This is a genomic window from Micromonospora taraxaci (assembly GCF_007830095.1).
Classification (GTDB): domain Bacteria; phylum Actinomycetota; class Actinomycetes; order Mycobacteriales; family Micromonosporaceae; genus Micromonospora; species Micromonospora taraxaci.
This window is the reverse complement of record NZ_VIWZ01000001.1, coordinates 5,384,617-5,398,137: the sequence shown is the minus strand read 5'-3', so window position 1 is coordinate 5,398,137 and position 13,521 is coordinate 5,384,617. Positions and strand designations below refer to the sequence as shown.

Genomic DNA, 13,521 nt, shown 5'->3' with positions numbered 1-13,521 from the left:
CCGGCCGATCAAGCGTGCACGCCTCGCAGAAGGGTGATGACCTCTCCGACCGTCCGACGGCCCTCAGGGGTCGGCATGATCGGCCAGTCATGGATCATCCCCTCGCCGATGTGCAGGTGGAGATCGGTCCCGGCCATCCTTTCGGCCCGGTCCCGGAGCAGGACGGCATCGGGGAAGAGGACATCACGTGTGCCGGCGTACACGTGGACGAGTCCGAGATGGTCCAGGTGGCCGCTCAGTGGACTGGTCTGCGGGTGCGAAGGATCGGCTGGGACCGCCCAGCGGGCCGCGAGAACTCGGATGTGCTCGAGATTCAGCAACGGGTCGTGAGGTGCTATGTCGGCGATCTTCGGATTGGTGAAGGTCAGGTCGAGGGCGGGTGAGATCAGAACGGTGATATCCGGCCGCCGGTCTTGTGAGGTCAGGGCCTGGAGCACGGACAAGGCGATGTTCCCGCCCGCTGAATCACCGATCAGGGCGGTCGGTCCCTGTTTCTGGACGTGCTGGGACAGGCGCAGCATGACCGGAAGGACGTCGGCGTGGGTGGCGGTGGGCAGGCGCGGGTACAGGGGCAGGACGACTTCGCGGCCGGATTCACCGGCGATCCGGGCGGCCAGCCTCCAGTGCAGCCTGGTGATGGGGGCTGCCCAGGCGCCGCCGTGGATGTAGACGGCGTAGTGAGGTATCGGATTGGCGGGCGTCAGCCGATAGACGGTCCAGCCTTCGAACTCTTCCCGCCGGACCGTGACACCCGGCAGACGCGGCGGGGCCGGGTTGGTCACTTCGGCGAGGAACCGTCTGGGCTCGAACTGTCGCTTCTTCACTCCTGCTACACGCAGCAGACCGACAACTGCTCTGCTGGTCAGGCTGGAGCTCACGAGTTCACGACCTGGTAGGAGCCGGAGCGCACGTCGTCCGGCAGGGCGGGACCGCTGGTGCTCCAGCCGAACGTGTTGCGCGCCTTGTGGGAGGTGATGCGCGCCGATGATCGGAGCAACGCCGCCATCGGCCCCATGGCGCTCTCGGCCTGTTCGGCGGTGATCGAGGTCGCGGTGGTTCCGGTCAGGTCCGCGATCGCCTCGGCAAGTTCGCGGAAGGTGAACTGTCGCGGTCCGGCCGCGTTGTAGGTGCCCGCCACCGGACGCTCCAGGGCCGTCAGGTACAGGCGGGCGAGATCGTCCACGTGCACCGGGGTCCACTCGTTGTCGCCGGCGTCGATGTAGGTGGCCGCGCCCGAGCTGGTCGCGGCGCCGATCAGACTGGTCAGCAGCAGGGAACCGCCTCGACCGTAGACCAGACCCGCGCGGATGATCATGCTGTTCAGGCCCGCCGCCTCGCGCACCAGTCGCTCGCCGACGAGCTTGAATGGCTGCAGGCCAGGCTCCGGCAGTTCTGCGTCTTCGTCTCGGGAATGGGTGGGGTCGAGCCCGTAGACCAGGTTGGTGCTGGTGTAGAGGAACGGCTTGCCGGTGCCCGCCTTGCCCGCCCCACGGGTCAGCGCCTCCACGGCAGCAGCCTCTGCCCTGATCGCGTCCTCGCCACCGAAATAGTCGACTGCGGTGTGCACCACCGCATCGGCTTCCGCCGCAGCCTTCTCGAGGAGCGCGGTGTCGGTCAGGTTGCCGAGCAGAGGAGACGCGCCCGCCTCTGTCGTCCTGGCTGCTGATTCCGGGGACCGGGTCAGCGCTACCACGTCGTGGCCCGCCGCGACGAAATGCTCGACGAGCACCGAGCCCAGGTAGCCGGTGCCGCCGGTGATGAGGATCTGCATGTTCTCTCCAGAGCCGAGCGAACGATGAAACGGATGGATCATCCGTTTGCCAACTGTAGCACGAACCGGATGGGTCATCCGTTTCCTCGTCTTGGGCTGCCCGTTCGGGGGGTGCGGGCTCCAGGCGGGGCAAGTGGAGCTGTTATCCGTTTATGCTGGAGGAGTGACCGACTCGCCGCTCCGTAAGGACGCAGTACGCAACCGCCAGCGAATCATCGAGATTGGCCGGCAGTTGGTCGCGGACGGCACCCCGATTCAGCTGAACGAGGTGGCCCGCGCCGCCGGCGTTGGCGTCGCCACGGTGTACCGGCACTTCCCGACGCCTCAGGCTCTGATCGAGGCGGTTTCGGTGGCCGGACTTGAGACGCTGATCCAGGCCGCCGAACGGGCCGTGCAGCAGGACGACCCCTGGACCGCTTTCCGTGATTTCCTGGTCAGGTTCGTGGACGCGCAACTACTCGACGCCGCCCTGTCCTCGGTGCTGTCCACGCCCACGGCCACCCTGCCGGGCACAGCGCACCTGCTCGATGAGTTGTCCTCGCTGTTCGACAAACTGTTCGTACGGGTCAGGGCGGCAGGGCTGTTGGCGCCCGGCATCACGCTCGCCGACATGACGCCACTGATGTGTGGAGTCGCCTTCTCGGCCAGGATGCATCCAGCCACCGATACGCAACAGCAAGCCGCAGCCGGTCGCCACTACCTCGATGTCGTACTGAACGGGATCCGGACCCGCTGAGCGCCACGGGGATCGAAAGCCGACCCGGTGCACGACCCCACGCGCTAAGTCCGACGGCCCTCGTCGCGGGTCGGGATCTCCTGGAGTTGTTCGAGGGCGTCGGCCGGGTTGGCGTCGGCAGGCAGCGACGTCACGTCTTCGAGCGCGCCCGCCGGCAGGGCGCCCTGCTCGGCCAGGTCCGCCTCCGACGCCTCGGGGTCGACGTCACCCGACACCCGGTCCGGCGGCCCGTAGTCCACGGCGCTCTGCCGTTGCTCCTGGGCATCCGCCTCCGGAGGAGGGAACGTGTCGCCCTGATCATCCCGGTACGTGCTCATCGGAGCCTCCTGCCCGGCGTGTCTCGACATGCCGCCGGGCCGCTGCCTACCCGCCACCACCGCCGTCACGCACCGAGGTGCCGCACCACAGCCTCCGTGGTCTCCGGATGGGCGGCCAGCAGTGCGGTCACCGCACCCCGGTCGGCAGGTGGATCCGCCGACGGCAGCCACCCGCAGTCGTGACCGAGCAGGCTGGCGACGGCATCGACGGCCTCCGGGTGGGCGGCGAGTAGCACGCCCACCCGCCGCTGCGGCGCGGCGACCGTGACCGCCCTCGGTGGGGACGGGGGCGTCAGCCACGGCGGCACCCAGGAATCCAGCTCGGGCAGCGCCCCCGGGAAGGTACGCCCCGCCTCGCGGACCAGCAACGGGACCAACTCCGGCCCCTGGTCCCGCAGTGTCGTGATCAGGGTGGGCAGCCAGGGCAGCAGCACCGGGTCGGGCAGCCGGGCGAAGGCGGTGGACATCGTCTCGACCACGAACGGCGTCAACCCGGGCACCGGCTCCAGCGCGTGCACGAGGCCGGCGAGATACTGCGGGAACGCGGGCACCACCAACGGATTGGCCAGCAGCCCAGCGCACCGGGCCCGTAGCTCGGCCAGCGGTAACAGGCCGAGCTGATGTCGGCCCGCCCAGAGCAGGGCGACCTTCGCCGGCGCCGTCGGATGCGACTGCGCGACGGCCAGCTCCAACTGGGATCGGTCGCAGCCCAGCGACAGCGCCAGGCCCTCCACGGAGAACAGGAAGCCGAGCATCGCGGCGACCTGCCGGACCTCCGTCTCCTCCGCTGTGACGGCGGTCGGCAGCAGGGTGCAGTAGTGCGCGTACCCGGTCGTCACGAACGCCTCGCACCAGGCCGGCAGGCTCGGCGCGGTGGTCCGGTAGTACGCCAGCAGACCCCGGATGCGGCGCAGCACGTCCGGGGCGTCGTCGACGGTGCGCTCGGCGGCGAGCAGGTCCACCGCGCGCGCCCCCAGCTCCTCCACCAGGCGCGGACTGTCGAGCAGCCGGATGGCGTCCTCCACGGCGGCGAGCGCGCCGGAGGCGGTGGCATCGGGGCCGCGTACGGCCCGGCGCAGTCGTTGCTCCAGGACCTGCTCGACGGTCACCCCTTCGTAGCCGAGCTCGATCAGCGCGCGTTGGTTGCGGCCGAGCGCCAGGTCCCAGCTCTCCTGGATCGAGCGGTGTCCGAGCCGGCGCTCACCCATGATCGGACGCGCCGCGTCCGGTGGCAGCAGGTGTCGCAGGATCCACAGCAGGTCGGAGCAGGGGGCCAGCTCGGGGTGGCCGCCCAGATCCAGCAGCGCCCGCTGGACTGGCCGCTTCTCGAGGGCGAGACCGAGCGGCTGGAGCCGGTCGAGGACGTCGCGGGCCAGCGGTGGAAGGGAGTCGTAACCGACCTGACCGATCCGGTCGCCGCCGAGCAGGATCTCGCAGAGCCGCCGTACGTCCCGCTGGCCGGGCACCACGTCCTTCTCGATGCAGGTGACCGCCGCGTCGGCGAAGTCGTACGGAGTGGGACGCACCCGATTGCGGAGGGCGGCCAGCAGGACCGAGGTCTCGTAGACGGCGATCGCGTCGGCCGTGCTCGCCAGGTAACCGTTTCGGCGGGCCAGCCGGACGATGTCGACGCACCAGCCGCGGAGCTCCGCCTCGTCGAGACCGTCCAGCTCGGGCGGTGCGGCGAGGAACCCGGTGAGTGCGTCGTCGACCGGGCCGGCGGCGGGGGATGGCGCCGCAGTGGTACGGCCCCTCCGGCCCCGGGTCGCCGCGGTGCGTTGACCGTCCAGCCGGTACGGGGACAGCCGGTGGCGGCTCACCGCCTTCGTCCAGGTCGCCGCGGCGATCGACACCGAGCCGGGTGCCAGGTGGAACTGCGCCTCGATGGCCGAGTGACTCGACGGGATCAGCCCGTACCGCCACTGGGTGTCGGTGCGCGGCGTGATGTCGAAGTCGGCGGCGGTGGAGCTCAGCCCGAACTGCTCCACCCGGCTGGCGGCGTGGAACGCGCCGCAGACGTAGAGGCATTCTGCGGGATCGACGCCGGAGGTGGCGAGGTGCTGACGCATCCGCGTCCACATGTACCGCTCGCGGTCCTCGTCACGGTCCAGTCGGTCGGAGTCGGCCGGGCGCAGCCGTCGGAACAAGCTGCCGATCAGCACCATCACCTGTCGGTAGGTGTCGTAGTCGGCGTCGGTCAGCGGGCGTTCGACGTACTGGTCCCACCACTCCGACCAGTGCCGGACCTTGCCGTGGTGCAGCAGATAGGCCTCCAGCTCCGCGAACCGGGGCCGCACGTCACCGATCTCCAGCCCGACGGCGTCGCCGTGCAGCCCGGACTCGTCGGTCGGCCCGGCGTCGCCGCCCGGGGCGGTCAGATCCTCGCGCGGTGACCACTGGAAGACGTGGTCGGTGGAGCGGTCCACCAGCACCAGTTCGACCCCGGGGGTCTCCAGCGCGTACGCGATGGCCTGGTATTCCGCCGACGCCTCGGTGACCGGCGCGACGACGCTGAGCGGGCCCCAGGTGGCGGGGAAGCCGGACAACTCCGACGCGAACGCCTGCACCGCGACCGGGAGGCGGCAGTTGCGGAGCTCCCCGAGCAGCGGCTGAAGATCCTCGCACAGCTCCAGGTAGATCACCCTGGGCTGCTTGGCCCGTAGTCGACGCACCATCGCCAGCGCGGAGGCCGGCGAGTGATGGCAGACCGGAAAGATCTCCAGCCGCTCGGAGAGCGCGCGGTCGACATCGTCGACGATGCCCGCGAGGATCGCACCGAGCGCGTCGGGGGACCCGGCGAACGTGGAGGCCGCGTCCGTGAGCTGCTCGCGCAGCGCGTCGAAGGGGCCGGTGACGGTGGGTGCGGTCACGACAGGGACGCGATCGCCTGGCGACCGCCGTCGAGGAAGCCGGCCCACCCGTCGTCGTCCTTACGCGCGCGCGGCTCCACCACGCCGTGCAGGTACTTGTTGAGGATCGCCAGGTCCTCCGGGCTGCGCCGGGCCAGCGAGCCGACCAGCGACCCGGCGATCGTGGCCGCCCGCAGTGTGCGGTCGCCGAAGAACTGGCTGTGCAGGATGGCGTCCTCCAAGACGCCGATCTGCTCGGCGGTGGACAGCGCCGACTCCAGCTTCTCGTCGTCGCTGGTCGCAGCGGCGGCACCGGCCCGCAGGTCGGCGAAGCTCTGCAGCAGGATGTCCAGCAGCGTGGGCGGCACGTCCAGCTCGATGCGGTGCCGGCGCAGCAGCTCCTCGGTGCGGAAGCGGACGATCTCGGCCTCGCTGCGCTTGTTGGTCACCACCGGGATCCGGACGAAGTTGAACCGCCGCTTGAGCGCCGAGGAGAGGTCGTTGACGCCCCGGTCGCGGCTGTTCGCGGTGGCGATGATCGAGAAGCCGGGCTGGGCGAAGACGATGTTGTCGTGGTCCAGCTCGGGGATGGCGACGTACTTCTCGGACAGAATCGAGATCAACGCGTCCTGTACGTCGCTTGTGGAACGGGTCAACTCCTCGAAGCGACCGACCACGCCCTGCTCCATCGCCGTCATGATCGGCGACGGGATCATCGACTCCCGGGACTGTCCCTTGGCGATGACCATGGACACGTTCCACGAGTACTTGATGTGGTCCTCAGTGGTGCCGGCGGTGCCCTGAACGACCAGTGTCGAGTTGCGGCAGATCGCAGCGGCCAGCAGCTCGGCCAGCCAACTCTTGCCGGTGCCGGGGTCACCGATCAGCAGCAGGCCGCGATCCGAGGCGAGGGTGACGATGGCCCGCTCGACGAAGCTGCGGTCGCCGAACCACTTCTGCGGGATCTCCCGGGACAGGCCGTCGGCTCGCTCCGAGCCGAGGATGAACAGACGGACCATACGAGGGCTCAGTCGCCAGGAGAACGGCTTCGGGCCGGTGTCGACCGACTCGAGGAAGTCGAGCTCGTCGGCGTACGTGACCTCGGCGGGGGCGCGCAGCATCTCGGACATGAGGGGTTGCTCTCCTAGGTGAGGAAGTTCTTGAGCTCGACGACGAGTTTGCGGATGTGCCCCGAGATGACCGGGGTGCCGAGGTCCTTGAAACGTTGACGGAACCAGGGGTTGACGCTCTGCTGGCCGGAACTGCTGACCGAGCCGACCGGGATGACCCGTACGCCGGAGCGGTGCACCGCGACGAGGCCGTCGAAGAGCGGCTGGGACCTGTCGAACTCGTAGAAGTCCGAGATCCACACCAGCACTGTGTTCTTCGGCTCGACAATCTTCGGCCGGGCCAGCGCCAGCGCCACCGGCCCGTCGTTGCCACCACCGAGCTGGGTGCGGAGCAGCACCTCGAACGGGTCGTGCACCCACGGGGTGAGGTCCAGGGCTCGGGTGTCATACGCGATCAGGTGCACGTCGACCTTCGGCAGGCCGGCGAAGATCGACGCGAGGATGGTGCAGTTGACCATCGAGTCGACCATGGAGCCGGACTGGTCCACCACGACGATGAGCCGGGCCGGGGCGGTGCGCCGGGCGGTCTGCCGGTAGTAGAGCCGGTCGACGTAGAGCCGCTCGTCCTCCGGGCTCCAGTTGGTCAGGTTCTGCCAGATGGTCCGGTCGAGGTCCAGGTTCCGGAACACCCGCTTGGGTGGCACCGACCGGTCCAGTGCCCCCGCGCTGGTCTGTTGCACCTGCGTTCGCAGCACCTCGGCGACCTCGTCGACGAACCGCCGGATCAACGCCTTGGCGTTGGCCAGTGCCACCCCGGAGAGGTTGGCCTTGTCCCGCAGCAACTGCTCGATGAGGGACATGCTGGGGGTCAACGCCTTGGCCAGCGTCGGGTCGGCGAGCACCTCCCGCAGGTGCATGCGCCGGACCAGGTCACCCTCCAGGCCCGCGAGGGTGGCGCCCAGCCCGGTGCCCTGTCGGCGCAGGTCGCCGGGCTCGCCCCCGAGCGCCTGCTCGAACCAGCCGGCGTCCGACTGCCAGCGGGCCAGTTGGTTGGCGCTGACCGGACCGGAGCCGGTGGCGAAAACGTTGAGCAGCACCTTCGACACCAGCGCGGCCCGGCGGACCTCGGCCTCGCCGGGCCGGTGGGCTTCGGCACCGCTGTCGCCGGGGTCGTCGTCACCCGGGCTGAGCAGACCGCGCAGCTCTGCCGCGAGTGCCGGAAAGCGTTGAACGATGGTGTCCACCGAGACCGCCGGGTCCAACAGGGCGGTGGGCAGCCCGAGGTCGTCGACCACGGCAACGCTCGCGGACTCCAGGCTGGGCTGCTCGTCGCGGTCGAACAGGCGCGACAGCAGCCTCCAGTAGAGGACCTGACGGCGGTTGGCGTCGGCGGACCCGCCGTTGGGGATCGGTTCGGTCATCGGCGCAGCAACCGTCCCGCTCGCTCGCGCAGCACGGCCACGGCATCGCCTGCCCGGGCCTCCTCCTTGGCGATCTTCGGATCGGTGACACCGCGCGCCCAGTCGCCGTTGTGAGCCTGCACCGCGCGTCGTTTCACGGTGGCGCGCACCGCCAGCGGCTGGAGCTGCCACCGACCGTCGTCCCACCGCAGCAGGCCCAGGAAGGCCGACGCGGCGGCGACCAGTTCGGGGGTGAGAGGGCCGGCTGCCGGCAACCGGTCGACGGCCAGCACGATCCGTTCGCCGTCCACCTCGACCGCGAGCGTGCCGTCCTCCTCGTGGACCTGGTTGCCCTCGACGAGCACCGGTTCGCCGATGAGCGTCGGGTGTCGGTCCAGTGGGGCGGTCGAGGCAGCGACCGCCGGGGGCAGCAGCACCCGAGCGGTGGCGAACGGGTCGGCGGGCTCGTCGAGGCGGGCCCGCTCGTCGACCCACCCCAGGTCGCCGCCGTGCAGTGGCAGGTCGGTGACGGTCAGCGCCCGGTGTTCGGCAAGCGCGGTGAGCAGCATCGGGTGTGCCGAGAGCAGCCGCCAGACCGCTGGCCCGACGATGGTGTCCACTTTCGCGGCGGCGACCGCCGTGCGGACCAGCCGCGCCGGCCCGCCGTCGACCGGCTCCAGGACGGCGTGCACCTGGACCTGCACGGCCGTGTCGTGGGCGTGCACGTCCACACCGAGCGGCAGCAGTCGTCCGGAGACCTGTGGCGCCTCGTCGGTCGGCTGGGTGCCCTCGCTGAGCAGCACGCCCCGGGCCCAGAGGTCGGCCCAGCGCCGGGCGGGCACCTCCACCATGGTGGCGACCGGGGCGCAGGCCCGCAGTTCGGCGGTGAGGCCGTCGAGCAGCACCGCGAGTCGGCGTAGCTCCGGCACGGCCATTGCCGCCTCGACCACCGTCGCCGCGGCGGAGAGCCGCTCGTGGTCGACGCCGCGCCAGCCGGTGACGGCCACCTCGTGCCACCACGCCCGGGCGCCCGCGAGGGCGGGCAGCGCCTCGGCGGGCCCGGAGACCGCCGTCGCCCATGGTGACCGCTGCCGTCCCAGCGCCGCGTCGCACTGCCCGAGGAGAGCGTCGTGCGCCGCACCCAGCAGCGCTGAGCGTGCCCCGGCCAGGGCGGCGAGGTGCCCGGGGCCGACCGACCCGGCGGTGACCGCGCTGACCGCTGTGGCGACCGGGTCGGCCAGTGGGGTGCCGGCCAACGCGTCGGCGAACGCGGCCAGTGACGCCGCGTCCCGCTCGCCGACCCGGCCGAAGCCGTTGGCGAGGGCGTCGTCGAAACCGGTGACCACGTCGAGCGCGTCGGTCAGCCCGACCGGAGCCTCGCGGAGCTGCGTGACCTGGGTGCCGCGCATCAGCGAGCAGTTCCGGTCGCCGGGAACCACTGCAGCTCCGGTAGCGCGACAGTGCTGCCCGGCTGCTCCAGGTAGGACAGGTGGCGCAGGAAGCGGCTGAACACCATCGCCGCCGACGTCGGCTCGTGCCTGGCGTCCAGCCGCGCCAGCAGTGCCGCGCCGCCGGACACCCCGTCACCGACGTCGACCCGCAGGTAACGGGCGACCCGGGCGGCACCGTACTGGAGGAGCGCCTCGTCGGCGAGCGCGTGCAGGTGTTTGCACGGGGCGCCGCGCAGGCCACCGCACGGCCGGTTGTTGTTGGTGCTGCAGTGATAGGCGTGGGTGCCGGCGGAGACCGACGAGACGTAGACCCGCTCGATGTCCGAGCCGCTGGAGACGACGCCCTGCAACCGCCCGTCAGCCAGTTCGACGAAGGGCACCTTGGCCAGTTTGCGGGGTCGCGCTGGCGGCACCACCGCCAGCACGCTGCGCCGTCGCCATCCGGCTCCGTCGGCGTCCGTCACGTCACGCCCTCCCACCATCGACAAACCCACTGTGATGCGCACGCCTGCCGGGGCCCGGCGGCGCTGCGACGACACGATCATGGACGACGGGTACGACAGATCCGGTGGCGGTCCGCGGCAGGGCTGGCGGGCTCCGAGCCGTGGAGATGGTCAGCCGACCGGTGCCTCGGGCTCTCTTCTCTGGCCGGTCGCGGCGGCCATTCCCAACCCCAGCAGCGCGCACACCGCGCCGACCAGGAAGAGCAGTGAGGCGGCCGGTTGACCAAGCCACTCCCAGAACGGGTGCCAGGCCGGATGTGGCTCGCCGCGGTGGTGGCGCAGCAGCGACGGGACGGCCAGAAGCACCGGCAGCCACCACAGCACCACGGCCACACCCAGCAGGCCGCTCACGGCGCTGCCGCGCTGTGCGGAGCGGTGGCTGGCCCAGCCGAAGACCCACCACCCGGCCACCGCGCCCAGCAGCGTGCCGAGCACCCCGGCGGGGACCACCAGCGGCGGTGGCGCGCGGTGCAGCTCGACCGCCAGGTAGGAGGCGTCGGCGGCGGTCTGCGACGAGATCGAGGCGTTCAGGATGGTGTCGTCGCGTCGCGCGACCAGCGTGGTGTCGGTGATCGCGAGCGGGGTGGCGCACATCTTGTCCGCGCAGCTGATGCCCTCGGCCACCTGCGGGTCGTACACCGTCCAACCGGCGCCGGTCAGGCGGTCCCGGGCCACCGCGACGATCTGCGCGGCGGGCACCGGTGGCGCGCCGAAGGCGGCGGCGCTGGTGGCGCTCTCCTGGTATTCGCCGCCGTCACCGAGCACCAGTGTCTTCACGGTGCCCGGACGCAGCGCGTGCCCGTAGACGACGAAGAGCGCGGGCGGGGTGTCGATCTCGCCGAGGTCGTGGCCGGGAAAGGCCATGGTCAGGATGGCGCTGGCCTCGGCCCGGTCGGGTTGCGGCCTGGACGTCTCCCAGGCGGCCCGGCTGGCCAACGCGCCGGTGAAGAGGCCGCACACGACCGCGGCGAGCGGCACCCAGACGACAGCCGCGCCCCTGCTCGGACGGCCCAGGCGGTGGAGAAGCCGCCGCCCGAACGGGCGGGCCGCGGAGGTGTCGGTCCCGGGCATGATCATCCCTCCGATCGAGAACGAGGCGGAGCGACGGTACATCGACCAGGGGTGTGGACGCGTACCCGCGACTACCGCCGTCGGTGGTCGGGATCGGACAAGATGGGCGGGTGGCCAGGGCATGGCCGCGATGAGGAGGATGGCGATGCGGGTACGCGGGCGGTTGAGCGGGGGACGGCGTGCCCGGGTGGGGGCGGCGCTGGGGGCCTTGCTCACCGGCGTGGTCGTACCGACGGTGGTGCTGACCGCGGGGGCGGCGGTCGCGGCGGCGGTCGGTGCGCCGGTCTGCCAGATACGCGACGACCGGCTCCGCGAGCTGTCCGGGATGGTCGCGACCGACGACGGGTACGTGGTCATCAACGACGGTGCCGACGACGAGGCCCGTCGTCGGATCTTCTTCCTCGACCAGCGGTGCGCTGTGGTCCGGACGGTCTCCTACCCGTCCCGGCCCAGGGACACCGAGGACCTGGCCGTCGGCCGGGACGGCACCGTCTGGGTCGCCGACATCGGCGACAACGACCGTTCGCGTACGACTGTCGGCGTGTGGCGGCTCGCACCGGGGGCGGAGCAGCCGGTGCTGCACCGGATGACCTACCCGGACCGCCCGCACGACGCCGAGGCGCTGCTGCTCGACGCCGACGGCCAACCGATGATCATCACCAAGGGTGGCAGCGGCACCGTCTTCCTGTACCGCCCGACCACCGCGCTGCGACCGGGGGCGACGACGACGCTGACCCTGGCCGGCCAGGTGACCCTGCCGACGACGACGACCAGCAACCCGTTCTCGTTCCTCGGGCGGGGTGTGGTCACCGGCGCGGCGACCGCGCCGGACGGGCGTCGGGTGGTGCTGCGCAGCTACGCCGACGCCTTCGAGTACGACGTCCCCGATGGGGATGTGGTCAAGGCGTTGACGTCCGGCACCCCCAGGACCACACCGTTGCCGGACGAACCCCAGGGCGAGTCGATCACCTACAGTCGCGACGGTGAGTCGCTGCTCACCGTCTCCGAATCCGCCGACCAACCGCCGGGTACCCGTCCGACGATCCTGCGCTATCCGGCCACGGCCGAGACAGCACCGACCACGGCCCCGACGGGCTCCACCGGCCCGGTGTCGCCCACCAGCGTCCGTCCGATCGCCGCTGACACCATCGGCCCGGGCAGCCGCACCTGGCTGCTGGTCGCCGGCGTCGGGACACTGCTGGCTCTGCTCGGGCTGGCCGGTGTGCTGCGGTGGAGGCACACCGGACGCCGCTGAGCGGACGGGGCGGTGCGGCAGGATGAGTCCCATGTCCACGCTGTCGACGCTGCGTCACCCGATCATCGCCGCTCCGATGGCCGGCGGCCCGTCCACGCCCGCGCTCGCGGCTGCCGTCTCCGCGGCCGGTGGGCTGGGCTTCCTGGCCGCCGGGATGATCGACATCGACCGGCTCGCCGCCGACGTCGCCGAGGTCCGCGCCCGCACCGACCGGCCGTTCGGGGTCAACCTCTTCCTGCCCGGCCCGGGCGACGTCGACGAGGCCGCCATCCGGGCGTACGCCGAACGGCTCACCCCGCAGGCAGCCCAGCGCGGGGTCAGCCTGGGCGAGCCGGTGGGCGGCGACGACGCGTACCCGGACAAGCTCGCCGCCCTGCTCGCGGACCCGGTACCGGTGGTGTCCTTCGTGTTCGGGCTGCCCGACCGGGCGGCGGTGGCCGCCCTGCGCGAGCGGGGCACCGAGGTGTGGGCCACTGTCACCCGCCCGGAGGCCGCCACGGCCGCCGCCGACCTCGGTGTGGACGCGGTCGTGGTGCAGGGCACCGAGGCCGGTGGGCACCGCGGTGGCCTGCCGGACGACGACGACTACGCGCTGCTGCCGTTGCTCCGGCTGACCGCCGCCCGCTGCGACCTGCCACTGGTGGCGGCGGGGGGCATCGTCGATGGCCCCGCGCTGGCCGCCGTGCTGGCTGCCGGCGCCACCGCCGCGCAGCTCGGCACCGCCTTCCTGCGATGCCCGGAGGCGGGCAGTTCGCCGATGCACCGGGAGGCGGTGGCCAGTACCGCGCCGACCGCGCTGACCCGGTCGTTCACCGGCAAGCGGGCCCGGGGCGTGACCAACGACTTCCTGCGCCAGCACGACGCCGCGGCGCCGGCCGGTTACCCGCAGGTGCTGCACCTGACGCGCCCGCTGCTCGCCGCCGCCCGGCGCGACGGGGACGCGTCGGTCGCGAACGCGTGGGCCGGACAGGCGCACACGCTGGCCCGGGACCTGCCGGCGGCCGAGGTCGTCGCCGACGTGAGCGCCGGTGCCCGGGCGGCCCTCGCCGCGCTGACCGAGCGGTCGACCCGCTGGGGATGACCAGGGCGCCGACCACC

Annotated in this window: 12 protein-coding genes; 3 read left to right on the top strand and 9 right to left on the bottom strand. The window is 71.7% G+C overall.

Annotation, left to right across the window (positions count from 1 at the left end; translation table 11 throughout):
• Positions 1-8 precede the first annotated feature (8 nt).
• Together FHU34_RS24385 and FHU34_RS24380 are read right to left on the bottom strand one after the other, a co-directional pair.
• Positions 9-878, bottom strand: coding sequence for an alpha/beta hydrolase fold domain-containing protein (locus tag FHU34_RS24385; RefSeq protein ID WP_167524896.1), 870 nt, complete (start codon positions 876-878; stop codon positions 9-11).
• Entirely contained in the window at positions 875-1,813 is a 939-nt protein-coding gene (locus tag FHU34_RS24380) for an NAD-dependent epimerase/dehydratase family protein (RefSeq protein ID WP_167524895.1), read from the bottom strand. Before FHU34_RS24380 ends, FHU34_RS24385 begins: the two co-directional genes overlap by 4 nt.
• Before the next feature lie 121 nt (positions 1,814-1,934).
• Here FHU34_RS24380 and FHU34_RS24375 point away from each other — a divergent pair, with 121 nt between their 5' ends.
• Entirely contained in the window at positions 1,935-2,507 is a 573-nt protein-coding gene (locus tag FHU34_RS24375; RefSeq protein WP_145784423.1) for a TetR/AcrR family transcriptional regulator, read from the top strand.
• Positions 2,508-2,551: 44 nt separating this feature from the next.
• Here FHU34_RS24375 and FHU34_RS24370 read toward each other — a convergent pair whose 3' ends face one another.
• From FHU34_RS24370 to FHU34_RS24340, 7 genes are all read right to left on the bottom strand, one after another.
• Positions 2,552-2,824 carry a hypothetical protein gene (locus FHU34_RS24370; RefSeq protein WP_145784420.1) on the bottom strand — a complete coding sequence of 91 codons (273 nt, stop codon included), beginning with the start codon at positions 2,822-2,824 and terminating at the stop codon, positions 2,552-2,554.
• A 65-nt stretch (positions 2,825-2,889) separates the two neighbouring features.
• On the bottom strand, positions 2,890-5,694 hold the full coding sequence (locus FHU34_RS24365) for a DUF5682 family protein (RefSeq protein WP_145784418.1): 2,805 nt from the start codon (positions 5,692-5,694) through the stop codon (positions 2,890-2,892).
• Entirely contained in the window at positions 5,691-6,803 is a 1,113-nt protein-coding gene (locus tag FHU34_RS24360) for an ATP-binding protein (RefSeq protein WP_145784416.1), read from the bottom strand. The genes FHU34_RS24365 and FHU34_RS24360 overlap by 4 nt, the downstream gene beginning before the upstream one ends.
• A gap of 14 nt (positions 6,804-6,817) precedes the next feature.
• A complete protein-coding gene (locus FHU34_RS24355) occupies positions 6,818-8,164 on the bottom strand; it encodes a VWA domain-containing protein (RefSeq protein ID WP_145784414.1) in 1,347 nt (448 codons plus the stop codon).
• Entirely contained in the window at positions 8,161-9,552 is a 1,392-nt protein-coding gene (locus tag FHU34_RS24350) for a hypothetical protein (protein ID WP_145785782.1), read from the bottom strand. Before FHU34_RS24350 ends, FHU34_RS24355 begins: the two co-directional genes overlap by 4 nt.
• Positions 9,552-10,019 carry a hypothetical protein gene (locus tag FHU34_RS24345; RefSeq protein ID WP_145785781.1) on the bottom strand — a complete coding sequence of 156 codons (468 nt, stop codon included), beginning with the start codon at positions 10,017-10,019 and terminating at the stop codon, positions 9,552-9,554. Before FHU34_RS24345 ends, FHU34_RS24350 begins: the two co-directional genes overlap by 1 nt.
• Positions 10,020-10,208: 189 nt before the next feature.
• Positions 10,209-11,168 carry a hypothetical protein gene (locus tag FHU34_RS24340; RefSeq protein WP_145784412.1) on the bottom strand — a complete coding sequence of 320 codons (960 nt, stop codon included), beginning with the start codon at positions 11,166-11,168 and terminating at the stop codon, positions 10,209-10,211.
• A 145-nt stretch (positions 11,169-11,313) separates the two neighbouring features.
• On the opposite strand from FHU34_RS24340, the gene FHU34_RS24335 reads away from it, so the two are divergent.
• Together FHU34_RS24335 and FHU34_RS24330 are read left to right on the top strand one after the other, a co-directional pair.
• On the top strand, positions 11,314-12,423 hold the full coding sequence (locus FHU34_RS24335) for an NHL repeat-containing protein (RefSeq protein WP_244311816.1): 1,110 nt from the start codon (positions 11,314-11,316) through the stop codon (positions 12,421-12,423).
• Between the two features lie 31 nt (positions 12,424-12,454).
• Positions 12,455-13,504, top strand: coding sequence for an NAD(P)H-dependent flavin oxidoreductase (locus FHU34_RS24330; protein ID WP_145784410.1), 1,050 nt, complete (start codon positions 12,455-12,457; stop codon positions 13,502-13,504).
• Positions 13,505-13,521: the final 17 nt, after the last annotated feature.